The organism is Longimicrobium sp., from assembly GCF_036399255.1.
In the GTDB taxonomy this organism is placed as follows: domain Bacteria; phylum Gemmatimonadota; class Gemmatimonadetes; order Longimicrobiales; family Longimicrobiaceae; genus Longimicrobium.
In genome coordinates, this window is sequence record NZ_DASWNM010000086.1 from 1 (window position 1) to 23,938 (window position 23,938).

A 23,938-nucleotide genomic window follows, 5' to 3' on the forward strand; every position below is an offset into this window, starting at 1 on the left:
TCGGGATTCGGCAGGACAAGCGCTTCCGCCGCCGTTCACCCGTTCACCCGTTCACCCGTTCACCCGTTCACCCGTTCACCCGTTCACCCGTTCACCCGTTCACCCGTTCACCCGTTCACCCCTTCACCCCTTCACCCGCTCACCCGTTCACCACATTGACGCTCCCCACGCGCTCCGGTACGTTCTCTGGCGCGCAAAACACCACCACCCGCACCGGAACACGAGGTCCGTCTGGGCAAGCTCACCGTCCTGCTGATCACGGCTTTCGTGGACATGGTGGGCGTGCTGATGGTCATCCCCCTGCTGCCGTTCTACGCCAAGGACATGGGCGGCGGCGGGCTGTGGGTGGGCGTGCTGGTTTCCGCCTTTTCCCTGGCGCAGCTGCTGAGCGCCCCGCTGTGGGGGCGCGTCTCCGACCGCCACGGCCGCCGCCCCGCCCTGCTCATTGGCCTGGGCGCGGCGGCGGTGTCGTACGTGGTGTTCGCGTTCGCCGGAAATTTGTGGATCCTGCTGCTGTCGCGGCTGGTGCAGGGCGCGGGCGGCGGCACCGTTGGCGTGCTGCAGGCCTACATCGCCGACTCGACGGAGCCCAAGGACCGCGCCAAGAGCCTGGGCTGGCTCTCCGCCGCCACCAACGCGGGCGTGGCGATCGGCCCGGTGATCGGCTCCACCAGTATGCAGATGGGCCGCGCGGCGCCCGGGCTGCTGGCGGCGGGGCTGTGCGTCATCAACATGGCGTTCGCCTGGGCGTTCCTGCACGAAACCAACGTCCACACCGGGCGCCAGGCCGGCTCGGCGCCCCCGTCTCGCGGGCGCGACGTCTTTGGGCGGGTACTTTCGCGGCCCGGCGACCCGGCCCCGCGGCTCATCTGGATCTATTCCATCGCCATGGGGGCGTTCGCCGGGTTCACCAGCACGCTGGCGCTGTTCCTGGCGGCGCGCTTCAGCGTGACGGCGCAGACCATCGGCTACGTCTTCATGTGGACGGGGAGCGTGTCGGTGCTGGTGCGGGCGCTGGTGCTGGGGCGGCTGGTGGACGCGCTAGGCGAGGTGCGGCTGGCGCAGTTGGGGCAGACGCTGCTGGGGGTGGGGCTGATGATGATGCCCTTTACCTGGCGCGTGGGCGGCGGAACCACGGTCGACCTGCCCGGCGGGGCGTGGAGCACGCGGGTGGATGCGCGGATCGCGGCCGCCGCGGTGGCGCTGGGGCTGCTGGCCCTGCTGCTGCGCGTCACCCGGCCCATGGAAAAGCAGGAGCGGGGGCGGATGCTGGCGATGGTGGGCACCATCGCGGCGCTGGCGGTGGCGGCGGTGGTCTGGCGCGCGCCGGCGCCGCTGTCGCTGGGGATGGCGGACCGCTTTGCGCTGGAGTTTCGCTACGTGGCCCTGGCGGTCGTCATCACCACGGTGCCGCTGGGGACGGCGTTCACCTTTCCCTGCGTGACGGCGCTGCTCTCCAAGGTGATCGACCCGCGGGAGCGCGGGGTGGTAATGGGGGTGCAGCAGAGCTTTGGCGGCGCGGCACGCGTGATGGCGCCGCTGCTGGCGGGGTGGATGTTCGACGCGCTGGGCACCGGATTTCCCTTCTGGACCAGCGCGGCGCTGGTGCTGGCGAGCCTGTTCCTCACCTTCGGCATCGACCGCGGCGCGGCCCGCGGCGGCACCCCGGCAACCGCAACGCCCGCCGCCGCGCCCGCGGCGGATTGAGGCGCACGCCGACATCGCGCGCTCGCCCCCCGCCACGGGCCGCCGCCACGGGCTAAAGCCCGCGGCTGGAACGGCCATAAGCCCCGCCCCGGCCGCTCGCGCGTCCGTGCGGGGCTTCACCTGCTCGTGCCGGCGTGCCACGCGGCGCTCCGGGAGGCAGGGTGCGGCAGTCGTTTTCGCGCACATCGATGCATCCGGCGCACGCCGGGCATTGCCTGCGCGAGTGGTTGAAGCCCCGTTCGGCGAGCGTAGCGAGCCGAGACGGGGCTTATGGCATTTCTAGCCGCGGGCTTTAGCCCGTGGCGGTGCGGGGCGCCCCCGCGAAGAAAGGCCGGAGCCCCGTGCGGGAGCTCCGGCCTTCATCATCCAGTCCTCCGATCCGCCGGTCCGCGATTGCTCGCGGACCGGGGCCGCCGCGGTTAGCGGTGGGCGATCGGGTCCGGGTTGCCGTCGGGGTCGCAGGTGGCGTTGCCGTCGCCGCGAACGCCGCCCAGCAGAAGGATGCCGGCCACGTGCGGCGCCGCCATCGACGTTCCGCTCATGGTGGTGGTGCCGCCGCCCTTGCGGGTGGAAAGGATGCTCACGCCCGGCGCGGCGTAGTCGACCGGCGGGTTGCCGTAGTTGGACCACGACGCCATGCAGCCGTTGCTGGCGATGGCCGAGATGGTGTAGATGTTGGAGCCGTTCACGCGCGCGGGCGTGGAGTTGTTGGCGTGCTGGCCTTCGTTGCCGGCGGCGATCACGAACTTGATGCCGCGCCCGGCGGCGTCGCTCACGGCCTTCTCGAGCGTGGCGTTGGTGCCGCTGCCGCCCAGGCTCATGTTGGCCACGTCGCCGCTTCCGCCGTTGGCCGCCACGTAGTTGATGCCGTTGATCACGCCTTCCCAGCTGCCGCTGCCGCTGTTGCCCAGCACGCGGACCGCGCAGACGTACGCGTTGGCGGCGACGCCCACGACGTCCTGGCTGTTGTTCTTGGCGGCGACGGTGCCCGCCACGTGCGTGCCGTGGCCGTTGCCGTCCGCCGGCGTGTTGAAGCCAAAGGCCGCGTGGCAGTTGCGGCTGGTGTTCAGGTCGGTGTGGGCCAGGTCGATGCCCGAGTCGATGATCCACGCCGTGCGGCCCGTGCCGTCACCGGCGCCGCCGATGCGCGTGATCCCCCACGGCGTGGTCTGCGTGCCGCCGCCACCGCCGCCGCCGGGCCGTGCGTAGCCTTCCACGGGGGCGATGAGCGAAACCGGGCCGTCCTTCTCCACGATCTCCACCCGCGGGTCGGCCAGGATGCGCGACATGCGCGCCTCCGGGATCGCCGCCGAGAAGCCCCGGGCGGCGTGCTGGCGCACCGAGCGAAGGGCGAAGCCGTTGCCACGCGCCAGGTCATTGGCCGCCGCGTTCACGTCCACGCCGTCCTTGAAGGTGACGATGTAGATGGGCGCGTTGCCGTTCGCGGCCATGGACGCGTCGCCGGGGGTGGCGACGGGGCCGTCCTGGCAGGCGGCCAGGCTCATTGCGGCGACGAGTGCCGTGAGGGGGAAGCTGCGACGCATGACGATCTCTCCTCGGTTGTGGAGGACGGTGCGGCCCCACGCAGGCTCCCGGCTTGGGGGCGAGCATGGCGTGGCGGTCCGCGGGAGGTGGGGAAGATTTTAGCAAGCGCGGGGCCCAATTGGCCGATTCTTCCTAACTGCTTGCGATTCTTCATCTTATCCCACGAGCAGACGAAACACCGCAAGTGCCTTCGCTGCACCAGAATGGTGCGCCCGAACCAGACCGGGGCGGGCCCCGGGTGCGAACCGGGGCTCACGCATCCTCGAAGGTCCGCCGGAGCGGGAGTGTCGCGGCGCGGTCCGAAGTGAGGGCAGCGATGTTTGGACGAGGCTTCGCGTGTCCGGCAGGAGGTGGAAGACGAGTGTAGCAGAGAGGATCAGCGCGCCAATCGGCACTTGTTACAATAAATACATATCCCGACCTTTTATTTCACATTAAACCATGTTATGCTGCAGGCACCGGAGAGCGCGGACACCCTGCTACATGCTCTCCTGCAGCACCGGGACCCGGCGCACGCCTGCATCGCGGTCCCGCACCATCCACTCCCCAGGAAAAAGCTCCATGCACACCCCCAGATCCTTTGCATTGGCTGCACTGCTGGTGCTGGTCGCAGCCTGCGACCAGCAGACGCCGGAACCCCTCACCGCCGGCGCCCCGCGGGAGGCCGCCCCACTGATGTCGGCGGCACCGGGACACGGCATCGCAGGATCGTACCTCGTGATCCTGGAGAAAGGAACTGAGCCCCGGTCCGTGGCTGCATCCGTAGGCGCCAATCCCCGCTTTGCCTGGACCGCGGCCCTCCACGGGTTCGCGGCCGAGCTGAACCAGGGGCAGGTACGGGCGCTGCAGCACCATCCCAAGGTGAGGTACATCGAAGAGGACCAGCAATTCCAGCTCGACGGCACGCAGTACAGCGCGCCCTGGGGACTGGACCGCATCGACCAGCGCGCGCGGCCGGTGAACGGCACCTTCACGTACGAATCGGACGGCGCCGGCGTGCGTGCGTACGTCATCGACAGCGGGATCCTGACCAGCCACACGGACTTTGGCGGGCGCGCCTCGGTGGGCGCGGACTTCGTGAACGACGGGCAGAACGGCATCGACTGCCATGGCCACGGCACGCACGTGGCGGGGACCATCGGCGGCGCCACGTACGGTGTGGCAAAGGGCGTGTCGCTCGTTGCGGTGCGCGTGGCCAGCTGCTCCGGCGGCCTTTCGGCGTCGCAGATCGTGAGCGCGATGAACTGGGTCACTGCGAACCGCGTTCTGCCCGCGGTGGTGAACGCCTCCCTGAGCGCCGGAACCAGCGCCACGGTCGATACCGCCACCAACGCGATGATCAGCGCCGGGGTTTCGGTGGTGGTCTCGGCAGGGAACGACGGCATCAACGCGTGCAACATTACTCCCGCGCGCGTGCCGGCGGCGATCACGGTGGGCGCCACGTCGTCCAATGACGCGCGCGCCGTGTGGAACAGCTTTCAGTCCTCCAATTTCGGCAGCTGCCTGGACCTGTTCGCCCCAGGGACCGGGATCGTCTCCGACTCCATCGGCAGCACCACGGACACAGGCGTCATGAGCGGCACCTCCATGGCCAGCCCGCACGTGGCGGGTGCGGCCGCGCGGTACCTGCAGTACTACCCGACGGCGACGCCGGCGACCGTGGCCTCCCACATCACCGGCATCGCGTCCACGGGCTACGTCTCCAACGCCGGCACGGGTTCGCCCAACCGGCTGCTCTTCGCGGCCATCCCGCTGCCGTACCCGGTGGTGTCCGTCTCCTACCCCTCGAACGTCCCCACCATCTCATGGGGATCGCTGGCGAACGCGCAGTACTACTCGGTAGACTTCGTTGCGCTGGACATCTACGAGGACGTGGCCTCCAACATCTACACCGTGTCCCAGAGCGGCGACTGGCTGGGGTACGCGTACGGCACCAGCATCACAGACAGCGGCGGGCGAACCTTCACGGGGAGCGCCAGCTGCATCTGGAGCAGCGGGATGTACACGACGTCTTCGTCGGAGTACTACTACGACATCACCGCCGTTTACCCGGACGGCAGCCAGACCACGCGCGTGCAGGCCGAGGTGGGCGCGTGCTGATGGTGACGCCCGGCAACGTATGAACAAGACGCGGGGTGGCGCCAGCCACCCCGCACTTCATATCCGTTGCATTCACCCGCCAACCCACGACCAATCACCCCCACCCTGCCGCCCCTGGCTAAAGCCCGGGGCTAGTACGGCCATAAGCCCCGCCCTGGGCTCGCAGAGCTCGCCCGGCGGGGCTTCACCCGCTCGTGCACCGCAGGCCACGCAACACTCCGGCGGCCCACACCATCACACCATCACACCCGTTCACCCCGCCCCCCCCACCCGCCCGGCGCGGAACTTCCGATACGACGGCTCCGTCCTGTTCCCAGCGGGGCGCCGCACCTACATTGGCGGCCCCCAACAGCCATTCGCCGAAAAACTTGACCGTTCCCGCCGCACCCGCCGAATCCGCCGAGCCCCAGGTAACGCCCCGCGCGCCCATGCACTGGGCGCTGCGCTGGGTGTCGCCCGCCATCGGCGTGGCCCTGTTCGTGGCGGCCGTGCTGGTGCTGCGCGGCGAGCTTGAAAAAGTGAGCTACCAGGAGGTCCAGCAGTCCGTGCGCGGGCTGCCGCCCTCGGCCGTGCTCCTCTCCATCCTCTACACCGCGGCCAACTACGCCATCCTCTGCTGCTTCGACCTGCTGGCCTTTCGCTACGTGGGCCGGCGGCTGACGGACTGGAAGGTGGCGGCCACGTCGTTCATCGGGTACGCGGTCGCCAACAACGTGGGGTTCGCCATCATCTCCGGCACCTCCGTGCGCTACCGCTTCTACTCGCGGTGGGGGCTGAGCGCGCAGGAGATCTCGCGCATCGTGGTCTTCTACTCGGGCACCTTCTGGCTGGGGTTCCTGGTGCTGGCCGGGTGGAGCATGGCGGTGGACCCGCACCCGGGGCTGCGGAAGCTGGTGGGCCCCACCACCCTGGCCGTGGGCGGCTGGGCGCTGCTGGGGAGCGCGCTGGCGTACGGGGTGGTGGCCGCGGTGCGCCCGGCGCCGGTGCGGATGGGGCGGTGGACCATCCCCGTCCCCCGGCTGCGCATCGTGGCGTGGCAGTACGCGCTCTCCACGCTGGACTGGGCGCTCGCCGCCGGGGTTCTGTACGCGCTGCTGCCGCGCACGGAGCTGACCTTCTGGGAGTTCCTGAGCGCGTTCCTGGCCGCGCAACTGCTGGGGCTGGTGAGCCACGTCCCCGGCGGTGTGGGGGTGTTCGAGGGCACGATGGTGGTGCTGCTGGACGGATACCTTACGCCCGGGCAGATCTTCTCGTCGCTCTTCCTGTACCGGCTGATCTACTATGTGCTGCCGCTGGCCGCCGCGCTGGCCATCCTGGTGATCGACGAGGTGCGCCTGCGCCGGCACCACTTCGCGCGCTGGGGGAGCTGGTTCGGCACGATGTCGCTGCAGATCGCCCCGCGCGTGCTGGCGATGTTCATCTTCATGGCCGGTGCGCTGCTGCTGGTCTCCGGCGCCACCCCCACCGAGGCGCACCGGCTGGCGTGGATCGACCGCAACGTGCCCCTGGTGCTGGTCGAGGCGGGGTACCTGATCGGCAGCGTGGCGGGGGTGGGGCTGCTGATCGTTTCGCACGGCGTGGCGCGGCGGCTGGACATGGCGTTCATCGTGGCCGCCACCTGGCTGTCGCTGGGGATCGCCGTGTCGCTGCTGAAGGGCGCGGACTACGAGGAGGCGGCGCTGCTGGCGGCGCTGCTCGCCGCGCTGGTCGCCAGCCGGCCGGCGTTCGACCGCAAGGCCGACTTCTGGGCCGCGCGCTTCTCCCCCGGGTGGACGTTCGGCGTGGTGGCGGTGGTGGGCGCGGCGGTGTGGCTGGGCTTTTTTGCCTTCAAGCACGTGGAGTACAGCGACGAGCTGTGGTGGCGGTTCGCGCTGCGGCAGGACGCCCCCCGCGCGCTGCGGGCCACCATGCTGGCTGTGGTGCTGATGCTGGCCTTCGGCGTCCTTCGCCTGCTGCGCCCCGCCCCGCCCACGCTGATGCCGCCCACGGACGAAGAGATCGCCGTGGCGGAGGGGCTGATCGCCGGGCAGACCTCGACGGTGCCGTACCTGGTCCACCTGCGCGACAAGACGCTGCTGTTCAGCGAAGAGCGCGACGCGTTTTTGATGTACGCGGTGCACGGCCGCACCTGGGTGGCCATGGGCGACCCCGTGGGCGATCCGCGCGCGGTGACGGGACTCATCCGCCGCTTCTTCGAGCGGTGCGACGACTACGGCGGCGTCCCCGTCTTTTACCAGGTGGGGAAGGAGAAGCTGCACCAGTACGCGGACTTCGGGCTGGCGTTCGCCAAGCTGGGCGAGGAGGCGTGCGTGGACCTGCACTCCTTTTCGCTGGACGGCGCCGAGAACAAGCCGTTCCGCCTGGTGCTGAACCGCTTTGGCCGCAGCGGGATGACCTTTCGCGTGGCCCCGGTGGACGAGGTGCCGGCGCTGCTGCCGCGGCTGCGGGAGGTGTCGGACGCGTGGCTGCTGGAAAAGCGCACCTCGGAAAAGAGCTTTTCCCTGGGCTTCTTCGCCGAGGACTACGTGCGGCGCTTTCCCGTGGCGCTGGTGGAAGAGGAGGGGCGCATCGTCGCGTTCGCCACGGTGTGGCCGGGGCCGCGGAACGCGGAGCTTTCGGTGGATCTGATGCGCTACCTGCCGGACGCGCCGCGCAACGTGATGGAGGCGCTGCTGCTGAACCTGATGCTGTGGGGGCGCGCGGAGGGGTACGCCCGGTTCAACCTGGGGATGGCGCCGCTCTCGGGGCTGGAGCCCTCGCCCGTGGCGCCGGTGTGGACCCGCATCGGCAGCTTTCTGTTCCAGCGCGGCGAGTCGCTGTACAACTTCCAGGGGCTGCGCACCTACAAGGACAAGTTCCACCCCTCGTGGGAGCCGCGCTACCTGGCGTACCCCGGCGGCCTGGCGCTTCCCATCATCACCGCGGACGTGTCGGCGCTCATCGCGGGCGGGTACCGCGGCATCTTTCGCCGCGGCAGGGGCGGTTGATCGTCCGTATCGCGGGATGGATGCTGGTGCTGCTGGCGGCGGGTGCGTGCACGGGGTGCAGCCGCGTCCGCATTCCCGAGACCCCGGGCGTAAAGGATGGACGGATGCGGTCGCTGCCGATTCGCGAGCTGCCGGCGGCGCGTGACACCGGCCGCGTCTTCGCCGTGGTGCTGACCGGCGACGGGCCCACCGGGGGGACGGGCAAGCGGGTCGCGGCGGACCTGGCGGCGCACGGCATTCCCTCCGTCATCTGGCACTCGCTGCGCTACTACTGGAGCCCCAAGACGCCGGAGCAGGCCGCGCGCGACCTGGACGGCGTGATCCGCCAGTACGGGGAGCGGTGGGGGAAGGAGAAGGTGGTGCTGGTGGGGTATTCGATGGGCGCGGACGTGCTGCCGTTCCTGGTCAACCGGCTGCCGGACGACACGCGGGCGCGCATTGGCGGGGTGGCGCTGCTGGCGCTGGCGCACGACGCGGTGTTCGAGTTCCGCATCGAGCAGTGGTGGCGCACCAGCAGCGCACCGCGCTTCGCCACGCGGCCCGAGGTGGAGAAGCTGGCGGGGCTCCCCGTGGTCTGCGTGTGGGGGCGGGGCGACGACAAGGCCGCCTGCCCCGCGATGGCGACGGCACCCATGCGGGTGGTGGAGCTGAAGGGCGGGCACCATTTCGAGGGCGACCGGCCGCGGCTGCTGCGGGTGGTGCGCGAGCTGGCGCAGGCGGCGGACGGCCCGCCTGCGGACTGACACGCACGAAGCTTGCACCGGGGCGCCGCCGTCCATCCATCGAGGATGGACGTGCTCACCAACCCGGTTTTGGAGGTGCAGATGAAGAAGCTCCTGGTACTGGCGGCCGCCGCGCTGCTGGCCGCCGCCCCCGCCGCCGCGCAGCAGGTGGAGTCGCCGGCGGGCGATCAGCCTCTCGTGCAGCAGGTCGTCACCGCGCAGCAGGACGTGCAGCAGGAGGCCGCCGCGCCCTCCATCTTCGTAAGCCGGGAGCAGATCCAGCAGCGCGTCGCGGCCCTCGAGGCCGAGCGCAACGGCGAGAGCCAGATGATGAACCAGAGCTTCTGGTACCTTGTGGCCGCCATCGCGCTGGGCGTGCTGGTCGCGCTGCTGCTGGCGGACTGAGCCACGCCTCGAGACGAGACGACACACTACGGAGCCCCGCCGCGATCTGTTCGCGGCGGGGCTTTGTCTTTGGTGAGCGGGTGAAGGGGTGAAGGGGTGAAGGGGTGAAGGGGTGAAGGGGTGAAGGGGTGAAGGGGTGAGGGGGTGAAGGGGTGAAGGGGTGAAGGGTGGCGCGTTTCCGCGGGGGCCCTCTCCCCCGCCGACTTCGCCGCTCGTTCCTCGCGGCTCGCGGCGACCCCTCCCCCAACCCCGGGGGAGGGGTCGACCGCCGTCGCGAGGAACGAGCGAAAGGCCGGTCGGGGGAGAGGGCCCCGCGGGTCGCGAGAATCCCGCCGTTCACCCCTTCACCCCTTCACCCCTTCACCCCTTCACCCGTTCACCCGTTCACCCCTTCACCCTCAACTCGGGTCCGGCTGGCGCTGCGGGCGAATCGACAGCCCCTGGATCGTCCCCGCCGCATCCGTGACCACCATCACGTCGATGGTCATGGGCGCCGCGGAGAAGCGGGCCGAGCGCACGTACACCGTCATCCCCGGCTCCGGCGAGGGATCCATGATCCGCTCCTGCAGCACCTCGGTCTCGGTGCCCACCTGCGCCTTGATCTGCTCGTTCATGGTCGCCAGCGCCTCGGCCGTGGGGATGGCCGCGCGCATCTCGGGGGAAAAGCGCGCCCACAGGCTGTCCGTCTGCCCTTCGTACAGCCACTGCACGTAGCGCCGGCCCGGCTCCAGCTGCGCCGAGTCCGCCGCCTGTGCCTGCAGCGGCGCGGCGACCAGGATCGCGGCCGCGACGATCCACCTGCGAAGTACCGCCATCTTGCCTCTCACACGTTCTGGTGGGATGATGCGCATACCGGCAACGTAGGGAACGGATGCCGGGAGCCACAAGTTTCCGGGGACGGATGAACGCCAGCACACGGGGGCCGCTCTGACCGGGCCAAAGACGCGCGCGCCGGGGCTGATGCGCGGCAACGTGCTGTGGCTGAGCGCCGCGTCGTTCCTGAACGACGCGGCCAGCGAGATGATCTACCCCCTGCTGCCGCTGTTCCTGGCCGGCACGCTGGGCGCGGGCGCGGCGTTCGTGGGGATCGTGGAGGGCGCGGCGGAGAGCGCGTCGAGCCTGCTGAAGCTGGCCAGCGGCTGGGTGGCGGACCGCAGCGGCCGCCGCAAGCTGCCCACGGTGCTGGGCTACGGCATCGCCGCGCTGGGCCGGCCGCTGATCTCCGTGGCGGCCGTGGGATGGCACGTGCTGGCCGTGCGGCTGCTGGACCGCGTGGGCAAGGGCATTCGCACCGCCCCCCGCGACGCGCTGCTGGCCGAGTCCGTTCCCGAGGACCGGCGCGGCGCCGCGTTCGGGCTCCATCGCGCGGCGGACCACAGCGGCGCGGTGGCGGGGCCGCTGATCGCGTCGGCGCTGCTGCTGGCGCTGGACGGCGACCTGCGGACGGTGTTCGCGCTGGCCCTGATCCCCGGGCTGCTGACGGTGGCGGTGGTCGCGGGCAAGGTGCGCGAAACCGCCCCCGCCGCGCGCCCCACCGGCGCCCCCGCCCCGCCGCTACCGCGACTGCGCGAGCTGGGGCCTGTGCTGCCGCGCTACCTGGGCGTGCTGGTGCTGTTCACGCTGGGCAACGCGTCGGACGCCTTTCTGCTGCTGCGCGCGCACGACGTCGGCGTGCCCACGGCCGCCATTCCGCTGCTGTGGGGCGCGCTGCACGTGAGCAAGGCGGTGTGGAGCGTGCTGGGCGGGCGGTGGAGCGACCGCGTGGGCGCACGGCGCGCCATCGTGGCCGGGTGGCTGGTCTACGCCGCGGTGTACGCGGGGTTCGCGTTCGTGGAGGCGGCGTGGCAGGTGTGGGCGCTGTTCCTGGTCTACGGCCTGTTCTTCGGGCTCACGGAGGGGCCGGAGAAGGCGCTGGTGGCGGGGCTGGCGCCGGCGGGGCTGCGCGGCAGCGCGTTCGGCGCGTACCACGCCGCCATCGGCATCGCCGCGCTTCCGGCGAGCGTGATCTTCGGCATCGTCTGGCAGGCGTTCGACCCGCGCTGGGCCTTCGCCATGGGCGCCGCGCTGGCGTTGACCGCCGCGCTGCTGCTGCCGCTCGCGTTGCCGCGGGAACCGCAGGCGGCGAGGACGTAGAGGAGGACGTAGGGGAGGACGTAGAGGGTGATGTCGCACCCTCGCGCACTGACTTCCTGAGGGAGCGCACCACGTGTAACCCGATTCCACACAACCGCCTGCGCGCGACCGAAGGACCTGCTCTCCGGCGAGGCGGGGCCGGCTCCATGCCGCGGGGCCAGCCCCCGGTTCTGCCGGCGAGGTCCTTCGGTCGGCGCCCTGACTCCACCGTTCGCGGGAATCCAGTGCGGCGCCTTCCCGAATGCCCCCCTGGCCTACCCCAATCTGTCATTCCGAGGGAGCGCCCACCCGGCACCTTGTCCCATCACAGAACCCGGCGCGCGACCGAGGAATCTACTTTCCGTTTCCTCGTGACATGTCGCGGCGCCCCGGACTTGCCCTGTCTGGCCGTTTCGCCGCCGCGACGATGGCGCGGGCTGCCGCGTCCGGCCTCGCGCGGGCCGACGGTAGATTCCTCGGCCCTGCAACCTGCGGGGTATTCGTCCGGCGGCAGTGCGGCCGGGCCTCGGAATGACAGTCTCTGCCTAATCCTAATTCGGCAGGGGGGGTGCGATCCCAATAGGTGCTTCCGCAGCTACGACGGCTACGCGGGAGCGTCTACGGCGGTGAGGGCGGTGAGCGCGGCGCCGCCGAGGGTCCACTCCAGCCAGAGGAGGCGGCGGAGGACCTTGCGGGCGGTCCACTCCTCGCCGTCCAGCTCAAGGTGCTGGGCGCGCGCGTCGTCGGGCAGCGTGGTCAGCCGGTCCACGACGAGCGCCATGGCGGTGTCCAGGCGCGCCAGCGTCTTTTCGGGCACTTCCGCCATCGGCGTGGCGCCCAGGCGGCTGAGCGTCCACCACTGCGCGCGCGCCAGTTCCTCCAGCACCTGGCGCGCCGTCATCCCGCCGGGCGTCTCGGCATCCAGCAGCGCCTCGGGGCGGCGGCGGACGCGCGCGAGCAACCGGCTACGCAGGTCGCCCAGGCGCCGCACCCCGGCCTCGGCGTCTGCCTGGGAGAGCGCGCGCAGGTCCTCGGCGAAGAGGGCGACGGTCTCGCCGGCGGCGATGCGGGCGTCGGTGCGCAACCACTCGTCCACCGCGACCTCGATCTCCGCGTCGCGCGGGGGGACGGGCTCGCCGGCGGCGGCAAGAAAGCGAAACCAGCCGGCCAGCGTGCGCTCGAAGGCGGCGATGGCGGATTCCGGCGATCCGCCGGCCGCGGCGCAGCCGGGAAGGTTCAGCGCGTACGCCATCACCGCGCCGTCCGCGCCCTCCTCCAGCCCCACGCGGACGTGCGTCAGGTCATCCCCATCCATCGGCCCCATCACGCCACCGCCGGCTCCAGCAGGGCCAGCGTGCCGGCGTCCGCGTCCAGCCGCGCGCGCACGCCCATCGGCAGCGTCCAGTTGTCGTCGATGTGGCCGAAGGGAAAGCCCGTGGCGACGGGAATCCCCAGATCGCCCAGCCGGTCGCGGATCACCTCCATCCCGCTTGGGATCCCCTCGATCACCGGCGTCTCGGTGATCCCGCCGACGGCGATCCCCGCGACGGCGGAGAGCACGCCCGCCAGCTTGAGGTGCGAGAGCAGCCGGTCCAGGCGGTACGGGTGCTCGCCGACTTCCTCCAGGAAGAGGATGGCGCCCTCCGGCCGGATGGCGTACGGCGTTCCGAGGGTGGCGGAAAGGAGCGACAGGTTGCCGCCCAGCAGCGGCCCCTCGGCCACGCCGCCCGCCAGCGTTTCCGCGCGCGGCGGACCGTCCGGCGCCAGCGGCAGCACGCCCGCGGGCTCCGCCACCGTCAGCACGCGCAGCAGCTCGTCGCGGGCGAAGCGGGGGAACTCGGGGGCGTGCGGATGCGGGCCGTGGAAGCCCACGACGCCCGCGCGCTGCGCCGCCAGGTGCACGGCGGTGTTGTCGCTGAAGCCGATGAGTGCTTTCGGATTCTCGGCCAGCGCGCGCCAGTCGATCTCGTCCAGGATGCGCATGGTGCCGTACCCGCCGCGCAGGAACCAGACGGCGCCGATGGAGGGATCGCGGAGCGCGCGGTTGAAGTCCGCCGCGCGCTCCACGTCCGTCCCCGCCAGGTAGCCGTGCCGGCAGCGGCAGTAGTCGCCCGGCACCGCCTCCCAGCCGAGGGATTCCACCCGGTCGATGGCGCGGTCCACGCCGCCTTCGGGCATGGGGCCGGCGGCGGCGACCAGCGCCACGCGGGTGCCGGGGCGGAGTGCGGGAGGGCGGATCATCGTCGTCATCGCACCACCCGGATCTCGCGGACGCTCAGGGCCAGGATCAGCAGCGCGATCCCCGCCAGCGCGGCCCCGCCGGCGTACGGCGCGGCGATGCCCACGTAGGCGAACGCCGCGCCCGCCATCCACGGCCCCAGCACGCGGGCCAGCGCGGAAAGCGACTGCGACGCGGCCAGGATGCGCCCCTGGTCCGCCACGCCGCCCTGGTGCGAGATCATCGCCATCACCGAGGGCGTGGTGGCGGCCTGCCCCAGCGCGAAGACGGCGGCGGCCAGGACCACCAGCGGCAGCGAAGGCGCCAGGGGGATGAGCACCATCCCCGCCGCCACCAGCGCCAGCCCCAGCAGCCCGGAGCGCCGCTCGCCGATGCGCTTGACCAGCGGCCCCACCATCAGCCCCTGCGCGGCGGCGGCCACCAGCCCCACCATCGCGAACCCGTATCCCACGGATTCGAAGCCCAGCCCCCAGCGGCGGCCGGCCCACAGCGCCAGCGTGGCTTCCATCCCCGCGATCCCCATGGTCACGGCGAAGGTGGTGGCGTACAGGCCGCGCAGCCGCCCGGGCGCATCGGCCAGCGTGGCCAGGCGCGCGCGCAGGCCGGCGTGGCGCGGGGGCAGCGCGCCGCGCACCTCCGCGGGAAGCGATTCGGGGAGGCGGTACCAGGCCAGGACGAAGTTGGCCGCGGCCAGGGCGGCGGCGCCCAAAAAGGGCGCGGCGGGGCCCCAGCGGGAGAGGAATCCGCCGATGGCCGGGCCGAAGATGAAGCCCAGCCCGAAGGCCGCGCCGATCATCCCCATCCCCTTGGCGCGGTCTTCCGGCGGCGTGACGTCGGCGATGTACGCCTGCGCCACGCCGATGTTGGCGCCCATCAGGCCGTTGGCGGCGCGCGCCACGAACAGCCAGGTGAGCGACCCCGCCATCCCGAACGCCAAGTACGAGAGCGCCGCGCCCGCGATGCCCACCAGCAGCACCGGCCGTCGCCCCACCCGGTCCGACAGGCGGCCCCACCAGGGGGCGAACAGGAACTGCATCAGGGAGTAGATGGACAGCAGCCACGCGGCCGCCACCGGCCCCGCGCCAAACCGCTGTGCGTACAGGGGCAGCAGGGGGATCACGATCCCGAACCCCACCAGGTCCAGGAACACGGTAACGAACACCACCGCCAGCGGCGAGCGGCCGCGGGCGGTGGGCTGGGTGCGCGCCGGGCGCGGCCGCTCAGCGGCCGAACGGAAGGCGGGTGAGGCTGCGGAGCTCGCTGATCTGTGCAATGACCGACTTGTCCTCGGGCCGGGTTTCGGGAGGCGGCGGGGGCGGGCGCAGCAGGTCGCGCACGTCCAGCACCGACTCCAGGTACAGCTGGTCCCGCCGGAACTCGAAGTCCAGCCGCGCCTGCTCGGCGTGGTCGCCGGAGGCCTGCGCGCGGGCAAACGCCTCGCGGTACAGGGTCTCCAGGTTGCCCAGGATGTGCTCTCGCGGACGCAGCACGCGCTCGGCCTTCCCAACGTGGACTCGGTGGATGCGGGGGCCACAATCTACCGCCCCCGCCGCTCCCTGACAACGCACCCAAGTCACTTCGGCGGAATCGTTTCGCCGGGTGCCGATCCAATCCAGCAAACTCGCCCCCGACGCACCCGTCTGTCATTCCGAGGAAGCGCCCACCCGGCACCCGCCCACGCTTCGGCGCCTGTGCGCGACCGAGGAATCTACTTTCCGAACCTGGAGGCCTGCTCCGGCGCTCCACACTCACGGGCCGCGGCGCCGGGGCTCGCCGACGGACCACCAGCACGCCGAAAGTAGATTCCTCAGTCGGCGCCATGGCATCCGGATAGGACCGGTTCCGTGTGGCGCCTCCTTCGGAATGACAGACCGGGACCCCGTCCAATCCAGCAAACTCGCCCCCGACGCACCCATCTGTCATTCCGAGGGAGCGCACACCCGGCACCCGCCCACGCTTCGGCGCCTGTGCGCGACCGAGGAATCTACTCTCCGAACCTGGAGGTTTGCTTCGGCGCTCCGCACCCGCGGGCCGCGGCGCCGGGGCTCGCCGACGGGCCACCAGCACGCCGAAAGTAGATTCCTCAGTCGGCGCCCCGGCTTCCAGATAAGGATGGTTCCGTGTGGCGCCTCCTTCGGAATGACAGACCCGGACCTCGTTCAATCCAGCAAACTCGCCCTCGACGCACCCCTCTGTCATTCCGAGGGAGCGCCCACCCGGCACCCGCCCACGCTTCGGCGCCTGTGCGCGACCGAGGAATCTACTCTCCGAACCTGGAGGTTTGCTCCGGCGCTCCACACCCGCGGGCCGCGACGCCGGGGCTCGCCGACGGGCCACGAGCACGCCGAAAGTAGACTCCTCAGTCGGCGCCCCGGCTTCCAGATACGGACGGTTTCGTGTGGCGCCTCCTTCGGAATGACAGATTGGGACCTCGTTCAATCCAGCAAACTCGCCCTCGACGCACCCCTCTGTCATTCCGAGGGAGCGCACACCCGGCACCCGCCCACTGCTTCGGCGCCTGTGCGCGACCGAGGAATCTACTTTCCGAACCTGGAGGCCTGCTCCGGCGCTCCACACTCACGGGCCGCGGCGCCGGGGCTCGCCGACGGGCCACCAGCACGCCGAAAGTAGATTCCTCAGTCGGCGCCATGGCATCCGGATAGGGCCGGTTCCGTGTGGCGCCTCCTTCGGAATGACAGACGGGGGGAGGGGCGGCATCCCAATGGGTTGGATGATCTATTCCCCCTCCTCCGGCATCCGGTCCGTTTTTTCCGGAGGCGCGGGGACCGCACAGACGGGGCGGATCACATCACCGGGAGGATGACGTGTCGGAAGAGCGGATCGAGGCACTGCGAAAGATGGCGGCGGCGCACCCGGACGATGCGCGTCCGCGCTTTGGACTGGCGCTGGAGTACGAAAAGGCGGAGCGGTGGGAGGACGCGGTGGGGGCCCTGCGCGACTACCTGGCCATCGCCGACGACGAGGGGAACGCGTGGGGGCGGCTGGGCTCGGCGCTGCGCGTCCTGGGCCGCGACGACGAGGCGCGAGAGGCGTACCGCATGGGCATCGCCGCCGCCACGCGCCACAACCATCCCACCATGGTCGGCGAGTTCGAGGACATCCTGGACGAGTGGGGCGGCTGATCGCTCGACGCCAAACCGTCAGCGGATCCAGGGGCGCGCCAGGACGAGCAGGAAGTTCGGCTGGCGCAGCTGCTGCTCGTACGCGTCCGGCTTCAGCTGGCGAAAGGCGTCCGTGGGCACCGGCTCCACCATCCGCTCGATGCCGAACCCCGCGTCCGCCAGCGAGTTGACGATGTCGGAGATCGGGCGGCGGAAAAAGCGGACGGTGCCCACCCAGTCCCACTCCTCCTCGACCGCCTCCACGTCCAGGTAGCGCGCGGGCTGCATCCGCGCCGCCTCGGCCGCCGGATGGTGCGTGGAGAACAGCAGCCATCCACCCGGCTTCAGGACGCGGCGGAACTCCGAGAACACCGGACGGAGGTCGCGTACATAGTGCACGACCAGCGCGCTCAGGACGCCGTCGTAGCTGACGTCCTCCGCAAACGCCAGCGGCTGGCCCAGGTCCGCCACGCGCACGTCCGCGGCGCCGCCCATGCGCTGGCGGGCGTGGCTGACCATCTCCGCGCTCCCGTCGATGGCCGTGACCCGCGCGCCGCGCGCGATCAGCTGCTGCGCGTACCAGCCGGCCCCGCACCCCGCATCCAGCACCCGCGCGCCATCCACCTCCGGCAGCAGCGACAGCATGGCCGGGCGCTCGTACAGCGCGTTGTACGGCCGGCTGTCGATCCCCTCCGCGTACGCGTCCGCGATGGCATCGTAGCTGAAGGCCGGGTCAGGTGCGGTCATCGTGATGTGCGGCGGCGGTGGATGGAGGCGGGCTGGAGCCTGCCGGGCGAATGAATTCGCGGCTGGAAAACGCGAACGTCCGCCTTCGCGGACGAGTGTTTCGCGACCGTCCGGGTTGTTGAAGCCCCGCGCAGTTTGCGGGATTTTCCGGCGGCTTCAGCCGCTCAGGCCCGCTTCTTCCGGGAATCTTCAGCGCACGGAAGGTTGATGCCGCACGTGTCCTTGAACGGAGGATCCTTCGATGAGCTCGCTGCGACTGCTGGTGATCTGCGCGACCCTGGCTACTGTGGGAACGAGCGGGTGCGTCGCGAGCAGGGCCAGCGCCGGCGGGGCCCCCGAGGTGACCTGGACGCGCGACGAACGGCTGGACCCTTGGCGCCCGCTCGGCGTATCGCCATCCGTGGAGGAGGCGGAGCGCGCGCTTCGCCAGACGCTGCGGTACGGGCATCCGGACGAGTGCCCGTTCCGGCTCCTGCGCTGCGGTCAGGAGCCACCGGGACTCGTGCTGCGGGTGGAGCGCCTCGTCTGCACCCAGGTATCACAATACGCGGACCGGTGCTCGTTCCGCCTCACCGAAACGCTCACCGACGAGGACGGCAGGCCCGTTCGCACGGTGCGCTCCCGCTGCACCGGGACCATCGTCCCCCTGGGCACTTCCCACTCTCCGTGGGAGTGGGGCGTTTCCACGCACCCGGACGATCTGCCCATGACCTGCGGGCGGCGACGCTGACGCGCTCCCACCCGTTCACCCCTTCACCCGTTCACCCGTTCACCCGTTCACCCCTTCACCCCTTCACTCCGGCGACGCTCCCGCGGCGGCTCCGGCGGCGGCGGCTCATCCCCGGGCGTAAACGGCAGCAGCACCTCGCGGCGGGTGCGGATGATGGTCTCGATCTCGAAGGCGATGTCCTCCGCCGAGCGGCCCTCCGCCGGCACCGAGACGTCGGCCAGGCGGTACAGCGGCTCGCGCTCGGCCAGCATCTGCGCGATCATCCCGCGCGGGTCGGGGTGGTCGCGAAAGGGGCGGTCGATGGTGTCGGACCGCAGCCGCCGCACCGTCTCGTCCACCGACACGCGCAGCCAGACGGAAAGCGTGCGCGAGCCCAGCACGTCCAGCAGCTCCGGCCGCGTGATCCATCCGCCCCCGGGCGCCAGCACCAGCCCCGGCCGCGCCGCCACCTCGGCCGTCAGCGCGGCCTCCATCCCCCGGAACCCCTCTTCGCCCGCGGCGGCGATCACCTCCTTGACGGTGCGCCCCTCGCGGTGTTCTATCTCCACGTCGAAGTCCAGGAACTCCCAGCCCAGCCGCCGGGCCAGCGCCTGCCCCACGGTGCTCTTTCCCGACGTCATGTAGCCCAGCAGCACCACGCGCTCGATGACCAGCGCGGGCGGCAGCGTATCCGGCACGGCGTTCTCCGCGTTCGTCGGGATCGAGGGGATGGGGGACGGTTGACGGACGGCCCCGCCGCAGGGCAGGTTGCGGGCCGAACCCGCTGCATGCAAGATTCCGAAGATTTTCCGAACCGGACCGGGAATGCGGTGTATCCGCGGGAGCCTGCCCACGCCGCGCCCGCTATTCCCTATTCCCTGTTCCCTATTCCCTGCGGTTGATGGCCATCCTCACCTCCACGCAGCGCGACCGCATCGTCCCGCGGCTCATCGAAACCGAGATGCGCGAGTCGTTCATCGACTATTCGATGAGCGTCATCGTGCAGCGCGCCCTGCCGGACGTGCGCGACGGGCTGAAGCCGGTGCACCGCCGCATCCTGTACGCCATGCAGGAGGCCGGGCTGGTCCCCACGCGTCCGTACAAGAAGAGCGCGACGGTGGTGGGCGACGTGCTGGGCAAGTACCACCCGCACGGTGACCAGTCGGTGTACGACGCCCTCGTGCGCATGGTGCAGGAGTTCTCCCTGCGCTACCCGCTGGTGGACGGGCAGGGAAACTTCGGCTCCATCGACGGCGACGCGGCGGCGGCGTACCGCTACACCGAGGCGCGGCTGGCGGCCATCGCCACCGAGCTGCTGGCCGACATCGACAAGGACACCGTCGACTTCGCCCCCAACTACGACGACCGGCTCACGGAGCCGCGCGTGCTCCCCGCCCGCGTCCCCAACCTTCTCGTCAACGGCTCCAGCGGCATCGCGGTGGGGATGAGCACCAACGTGCCGCCCCACAACCTGGCCGAGGTGGTCCGCGCCGCCATCCTGCTGCTCGACAACCCCGAGTGCACCGTCGAGCAGCTGATGGAGCACGTCCCGGGGCCCGACTTTCCCACGGGCGGCATCATCGTGGGCACGCAGGGCATCCGCGACGCGTACGCCAGGGGGCGCGGCCGGGTGGTGATGCGGGCGCGCGTCTACAAGGAGTCGCGGCGCAGCGGCAAGGAGCAGCTGGTCGTTACCGAGATCCCGTACGGCACCAACAAGTCGCGCATCATCGAGCAGATCGCCGAGCTCACCCGCGCCGGCAAGCTGACCGACGTCGCCGACCTGCGCGACGAGAGCGACCGCGACGGCATCCGCGTGGTCATCGAGCTCAAGCGCGGCGCCGACGCGGCCAAGGTGCTCACCGGGCTCTTCAAGTGGACCGCGCTGCAGACCACCTTCGGCGTGATCGCCCTGGCGCTGGACAACGGCGTGCCGCGCGAGCTGGGATTGAAGACGATCCTGGAGCGCTACCGCGACCACCGGCTCCAGGTCGTCGTCCGCCGCAGCCGCTGGGAGCTGGACCGGGCGCGCGACGAGGCGCACGTGCTGGAGGGGCTGATCGCCGCCCTGCGGAAGATCGACCAGGTGATCGCCATCATCCGCGGCTCCCGCAACCGCGAGACGGCGGCGCGCAAGCTGGAGAAGGAGCTCAAGCTTACCGAGCGCCAGTCCGAGGCCATCCTGAACATGCGCCTCTCGCGGCTGACGCAACTGGAGGCCAGGGAGCTGCGCGACCGGCTGGCGGAGCTGGCGGCGCGGATGGCGGAGCTGGAGGCGCTGCTGGCCTCGCCGGAGCAGCAGGTGGCCGTCATCCGCCGCGAGCTGGCGGAGCTGGCCGAGAAGTACGGCGACCCGCGGCGCACCACCATCTTCGAGAACGAAAAAGCGGTGCGGATCGAGGACCTGCTGGCCGCCGAGCAGGTGGTGGTCACGGTCACGCGCGAGGGCTTCGTAAAGCAGGTGCCCATGCAGGTGTACCAGCGCACCGTGGGGCGCGGCGGCACGCTGATCGGCGCGGAGTACGAGGCGGACTACCTGGAGCGCGTGCTGGTGGCCAGCACCGAGGACTGGCTGATGGCGTTTACCGCCGACGGCCGCGCGTACGGCGTGTCGGTGCGCGACCTGCCCGACCCGGGGCTGGGCACCCGCGGCAAGCGCCTGCACCAGCTGATGGAGCTGCCCAGGAACGCCGAGATCGCGTCCGTGCACCTGGTGGACGAGTTCAGGGAGTCGCGCGCGGTGCTGTTCGCCACGGCCGGCGGCACCGTCAAGCGCACCTCGCTGGACCAGTTCACCCGGCCGCGCGCCGGCGGCGTGGAGGCCATCTCGCTGCGCGCGGGCGACCGGCTGGCCTTCGTGGCCATCACCGACGGCGAGTCGGAGGTGGTGCTGGCGGCGTCCGGCGGGCGCGCCATCCGCTTTGGCGAGGGCGACATTCCGCTGATGGGCCGCGCCACCCAGGGTGTGCGCGGGATGAAGCTGGACGCAAAGGAGCGGCTTACCGGCCTGGCCGCCGGCAAGCCCGACGCGGCGCTGGTGGCGGTGACCGCGCGCGGGCAGGCCAAGCGCTTTTTGATGGACGACCTGCCGCTGCAGAAGCGCGACGGCAAGGGCACCGTGCTGGCGCCGGGCGGCAAGGAGTTCGGCGACCTGGTGGCGCTGATGCAGATGGGCGCCATGGACCTGGCCGCGATCACGGCGGGGGGGATGATGCGCATCCGCCGCGCCGACATCCCCGTGCTCCCCCGCGAGTCCCGTCCCGAGCCCGTGCTGGAGCTGGCGAAGACGGAGCGCATCGACGCCGTCACCGCCCTCGCCGAGCGCGATGCCGCCACCCCCGTCACCACCGCCGACGAACTGCTTGCGGACCCGGCCCTGGACGGCGGCGACGCCTCGGTGGATGCGGACGCGGGATCGGCTGATGGCGCGGGCGGATCCGCTGATGGTGACGGTGGATCTGCGGATGGCGACGTCCGCGATGATGACAACGGCGGATCGGCCAATGGTGATGGCGGATCGGCGGGTGGCGATGACGATGGAGGCGGTGGATCGGCCGGCCGCAGCGGCGGATCCGGCGGCGATGACGATGGAAACGGCGGCGGCGGTGGCGGCGCGGCACTCTCCCCTGCGGATGACGCCGCGGGTGATGCGGACGGCGCCGCACCGCCCGCCGCGGAGATCGCCGCCGCCGAGGACCCCGGCCTGTTCGCCGACACCGCCCAATCCGGCGAGGACGACGACGACGCCATCATCGAAGAGCCGATCACCGCTCCCAAGCGCAATCGCAAGCCCGCGCGCGAGCCCGTGGCGGCAGCGCCTGCGCCTCCGCCTGCACCCGCGCCGCCGCCCGCCCCCGCAGCCGCGCCAAAGCGTGGCCGCAAGCCCGCCGCACCCGCCGCGCCGCCGCCGGAGCCGGCCCCCGCCGCCGAGCCCGCGCCCGCGGCCAAGCGCCAGCGGAAGGCCCCCGCCGCGGAAGCACCTGCGCCGGCCCCCGCGCCTCTTCCCGAACCGGCACCGGCCCCGAAGCGCGGCAGAGCCTCGAAAGCCGCCGCGCCGCCCCCGCCCGAGCCGGAGCCTCCGCCCCCCGCGGACACGGGAAAGCGCGGCAGGAAGAAGGCAGCCGACGAGCTGGACCTGTTCGGCTGATTGCAGAACGAAGCAGAATCGGCCCGGCGCATCGCCGGGCCGATTCTGTTTTTCTCCGTCGACGTCCGCGCCCCAGCCAGTTATCGGAAGTTTATCGGCATTTCATCGGCAGGTTATCGGAAGTATCATTCTACGGATGACCGACGACTCCAGTCTCTCACGGCAGGCATGATGAGCGGATCTGCGTGGCGCCCGCGCTGGAACTACAACGACCGCATCGTCCAGGCGCTTACGGAGATCGCGGCAGCGCGTGCCGCGGTCGAGCAGCACGCGTGGTCGCCCGTTATCGAGGAGGAGATCCGGTTCCGCGCCCGGCTGCGCTCCACCCACTTCTCCACCCGGATCGAGGGCAACCGCCTCACCCTGGCCGAGGCGGAGCAGGTCGTGCGTGGCCGTCGCGTTCAGTTCGCCGGGCGCCAGCGGGACGTCCGGGAGGTAGACCACTACTGGCACGCGATGATCCAGGTGGAAGAGTGGGCCCGGACCGGGGCACCGCTCACGGAGGAGATGATCCGGAAGCTCCACGCGATCGTCGAGAAGGGTCCCAGGCGAAGGCCATCCGAGTACCGGACCCAGCAGAACGTCGTAAAGGATTCCGCTTCCGGCAGGATCGTCTACCTGCCCCCGGAAGCCAGGGACGTACCCGGGCTGATGGCCGAGCTGGTCGAGTGGATACGAGAGTCGGAGAAGGCCCAGGCTCCCTCGGCGGTCGTCGCGGGCCTGGCGCATTACCAGCTCGTCACCATCCATCCCTTCATGGACGGCAACGGGCGAACCGCGCGCCTGCTCGCGACCCTCATTCTCCATCGCGGGGGACTGGGGCTCCGCGGCTTCTACTCGCTGGAAGAGTACCACGCGCGCGACATCGAAACGTACTACGACCAGCTGAGCACCCACGAGCATCACAACGATTACGAGGGGCGCGAGCACGTGGACCTCACCCCCTGGGTAGAGTACTTCACGGGCGCGGTTGCGCGGGTGTTCTCGATTGCCGGAGAAGAAGCGATCCGCGCCTTGGGGCGGCGGGTTCCCGCCGAGCCGGATCCGGTTCGCGAACTGGATGCACGCGCGCGACGGGTGCTCGCGCTGTTCACGAAGGCGGATTCCATCACGGCCGGCGACGTGCTGAAGATTCTCCCCGTCTCCGACCGCGCGGTCCGGAACCACCTCGCGCAGTGGGTCGCCGACGGCTTCCTGGTGGTGCTGGATCCCTCGAACCGGGGGCGCCGGTACGGGTTGTCGGAAGTTTATCGGCAATACATCGGCAGGTTGTCGGAAGCGGCGCCGGACAAGGCCTGACCCGCGAAGAGCGACAAGGCCGCGGTCGCGCCGGTGCCGTCTCGCAAATCGCTTCTGACGAAGCCCCAACTACAACGAACACAGATCAGGGGAGGCA

Annotated in this window: 18 protein-coding genes; 10 read left to right on the forward strand and 8 right to left on the reverse strand. The window is 71.1% G+C overall.

Annotation, left to right across the window (positions count from 1 at the left end; translation table 11 throughout):
- The first annotated feature begins 249 nt into the window (after window positions 1–249).
- The gene (locus VGC13_RS14815) at window positions 250–1,707 is read left to right on the forward strand and encodes an MFS transporter (protein ID WP_331126069.1); all 1,458 of its coding nucleotides are present in this window, start codon (window positions 250–252) and stop codon (window positions 1,705–1,707) included.
- Window positions 1,708–2,126: 419 nt separating this feature from the next.
- Here the strand turns inward: VGC13_RS14815 and VGC13_RS14820 are convergent, their stop codons facing one another.
- Window positions 2,127–3,251 (reverse strand): S8 family serine peptidase, encoded by a 1,125-nt coding sequence (locus tag VGC13_RS14820; RefSeq protein WP_331126038.1) that lies wholly within the window; start codon window positions 3,249–3,251, stop codon window positions 2,127–2,129.
- A gap of 751 nt (window positions 3,252–4,002) precedes the next feature.
- Here VGC13_RS14820 and VGC13_RS14825 point away from each other — a divergent pair.
- The 4 genes from VGC13_RS14825 to VGC13_RS14840 all read left to right on the forward strand — a co-directional run bounded on the left by VGC13_RS14825 (window position 4,003) and on the right by VGC13_RS14840 (window position 9,466).
- Window positions 4,003–5,352, forward strand: coding sequence for a S8 family peptidase (locus tag VGC13_RS14825; RefSeq protein WP_331126039.1), 1,350 nt, complete (start codon window positions 4,003–4,005; stop codon window positions 5,350–5,352).
- Window positions 5,353–5,720: 368 nt separating this feature from the next.
- The gene (gene mprF / locus VGC13_RS14830) at window positions 5,721–8,339 is read left to right on the forward strand and encodes a bifunctional lysylphosphatidylglycerol flippase/synthetase MprF (protein ID WP_331126040.1); all 2,619 of its coding nucleotides are present in this window, start codon (window positions 5,721–5,723) and stop codon (window positions 8,337–8,339) included.
- On the forward strand, window positions 8,336–9,082 hold the full coding sequence (locus VGC13_RS14835; protein WP_331126041.1) for an AcvB/VirJ family lysyl-phosphatidylglycerol hydrolase: 747 nt from the start codon (window positions 8,336–8,338) through the stop codon (window positions 9,080–9,082). The genes mprF and VGC13_RS14835 overlap by 4 nt, the downstream gene beginning before the upstream one ends.
- An 81-nt stretch (window positions 9,083–9,163) precedes the next feature.
- Window positions 9,164–9,466, forward strand: a complete 303-nt coding sequence (locus VGC13_RS14840; RefSeq protein WP_331126042.1) for a hypothetical protein — start codon at window positions 9,164–9,166, stop codon at window positions 9,464–9,466.
- 398 nt (window positions 9,467–9,864) lie between these two features.
- Here VGC13_RS14840 and VGC13_RS14845 read toward each other — a convergent pair whose 3' ends face one another.
- Window positions 9,865–10,281, reverse strand: a complete 417-nt coding sequence (locus VGC13_RS14845; RefSeq protein ID WP_331126043.1) for a hypothetical protein — start codon at window positions 10,279–10,281, stop codon at window positions 9,865–9,867.
- Between the two features lie 145 nt (window positions 10,282–10,426).
- Here VGC13_RS14845 and VGC13_RS14850 point away from each other — a divergent pair, with 145 nt between their 5' ends.
- Window positions 10,427–11,599 (forward strand): MFS transporter, encoded by a 1,173-nt coding sequence (locus VGC13_RS14850; RefSeq protein ID WP_331126044.1) that lies wholly within the window; start codon window positions 10,427–10,429, stop codon window positions 11,597–11,599.
- A 583-nt stretch (window positions 11,600–12,182) separates the two neighbouring features.
- Here VGC13_RS14850 and VGC13_RS14855 read toward each other — a convergent pair.
- From VGC13_RS14855 to VGC13_RS14870, 4 genes are read right to left on the reverse strand one after another with little or no spacing between them, the layout of a single operon-like run.
- On the reverse strand, window positions 12,183–12,902 hold the full coding sequence (locus tag VGC13_RS14855; protein WP_331126045.1) for a hypothetical protein: 720 nt from the start codon (window positions 12,900–12,902) through the stop codon (window positions 12,183–12,185).
- Window positions 12,902–13,828: an LD-carboxypeptidase gene (locus VGC13_RS14860; protein WP_331126046.1), complete on the reverse strand. Its 927-nt coding sequence runs from the start codon at window positions 13,826–13,828 to the stop codon at window positions 12,902–12,904. The genes VGC13_RS14855 and VGC13_RS14860 overlap by 1 nt, the downstream gene beginning before the upstream one ends.
- Window positions 13,825–14,982: an MFS transporter gene (locus tag VGC13_RS14865; RefSeq protein ID WP_414682996.1), complete on the reverse strand. Its 1,158-nt coding sequence runs from the start codon at window positions 14,980–14,982 to the stop codon at window positions 13,825–13,827. Before VGC13_RS14865 ends, VGC13_RS14860 begins: the two co-directional genes overlap by 4 nt.
- 55 nt (window positions 14,983–15,037) lie before the next feature.
- Window positions 15,038–15,307 (reverse strand): hypothetical protein, encoded by a 270-nt coding sequence (locus VGC13_RS14870; protein ID WP_331126048.1) that lies wholly within the window; start codon window positions 15,305–15,307, stop codon window positions 15,038–15,040.
- Between the two features lie 1,335 nt (window positions 15,308–16,642).
- On the opposite strand from VGC13_RS14870, the gene VGC13_RS14875 reads away from it, so the two are divergent.
- Window positions 16,643–16,960 carry a tetratricopeptide repeat protein gene (locus VGC13_RS14875; RefSeq protein WP_331126049.1) on the forward strand — a complete coding sequence of 106 codons (318 nt, stop codon included), beginning with the start codon at window positions 16,643–16,645 and terminating at the stop codon, window positions 16,958–16,960.
- Window positions 16,961–16,978: 18 nt separating this feature from the next.
- On the opposite strand, the gene VGC13_RS14880 is transcribed toward VGC13_RS14875, so the two are convergent.
- Window positions 16,979–17,686: a class I SAM-dependent methyltransferase gene (locus VGC13_RS14880; RefSeq protein WP_331126050.1), complete on the reverse strand. Its 708-nt coding sequence runs from the start codon at window positions 17,684–17,686 to the stop codon at window positions 16,979–16,981.
- A gap of 241 nt (window positions 17,687–17,927) precedes the next feature.
- On the opposite strand from VGC13_RS14880, the gene VGC13_RS14885 reads away from it, so the two are divergent.
- On the forward strand, window positions 17,928–18,416 hold the full coding sequence (locus VGC13_RS14885) for a hypothetical protein (RefSeq protein WP_331126051.1): 489 nt from the start codon (window positions 17,928–17,930) through the stop codon (window positions 18,414–18,416).
- Window positions 18,417–18,463: 47 nt separating this feature from the next.
- On the opposite strand, the gene VGC13_RS14890 is transcribed toward VGC13_RS14885, so the two are convergent.
- Complete coding sequence (locus VGC13_RS14890; protein ID WP_331126052.1) at window positions 18,464–19,093, reverse strand: shikimate kinase; 630 nt, start codon at window positions 19,091–19,093, stop codon at window positions 18,464–18,466.
- Between the two features lie 203 nt (window positions 19,094–19,296).
- Here VGC13_RS14890 and gyrA point away from each other — a divergent pair, with 203 nt between their 5' ends.
- Together gyrA and VGC13_RS14900 are read left to right on the forward strand one after the other, a co-directional pair.
- Entirely contained in the window at window positions 19,297–22,542 is a 3,246-nt protein-coding gene (gene gyrA, locus VGC13_RS14895) for a DNA gyrase subunit A (protein WP_331126053.1), read from the forward strand.
- On the forward strand, window positions 22,543–23,841 hold the full coding sequence (locus VGC13_RS14900; protein ID WP_331126054.1) for a Fic family protein: 1,299 nt from the start codon (window positions 22,543–22,545) through the stop codon (window positions 23,839–23,841).
- The last annotated feature ends 97 nt before the right edge of the window (window positions 23,842–23,938 follow it).

Coding starts and splice junctions, on each gene's coding strand:
- VGC13_RS14860 (WP_331126046.1), bottom strand. CDS start 13,828: ATGACGACGATGATCCGCCCTCCCGCACTCCGCCCCGGCACCCGCGTG.
- gyrA (WP_331126053.1), top strand. CDS start 19,297: ATGGCCATCCTCACCTCCACGCAGCGCGACCGCATCGTCCCGCGGCTC.
- VGC13_RS14840 (WP_331126042.1), top strand. CDS start 9,164: ATGAAGAAGCTCCTGGTACTGGCGGCCGCCGCGCTGCTGGCCGCCGCC.
- VGC13_RS14850 (WP_331126044.1), top strand. CDS start 10,427: ATGCGCGGCAACGTGCTGTGGCTGAGCGCCGCGTCGTTCCTGAACGAC.
- VGC13_RS14880 (WP_331126050.1), bottom strand. CDS start 17,686: ATGACCGCACCTGACCCGGCCTTCAGCTACGATGCCATCGCGGACGCG.
- VGC13_RS14845 (WP_331126043.1), bottom strand. CDS start 10,281: ATGGCGGTACTTCGCAGGTGGATCGTCGCGGCCGCGATCCTGGTCGCC.
- VGC13_RS14820 (WP_331126038.1), bottom strand. CDS start 3,251: ATGCGTCGCAGCTTCCCCCTCACGGCACTCGTCGCCGCAATGAGCCTG.
- VGC13_RS14885 (WP_331126051.1), top strand. CDS start 17,928: ATGAGCTCGCTGCGACTGCTGGTGATCTGCGCGACCCTGGCTACTGTG.
- VGC13_RS14855 (WP_331126045.1), bottom strand. CDS start 12,902: ATGGGGCCGATGGATGGGGATGACCTGACGCACGTCCGCGTGGGGCTG.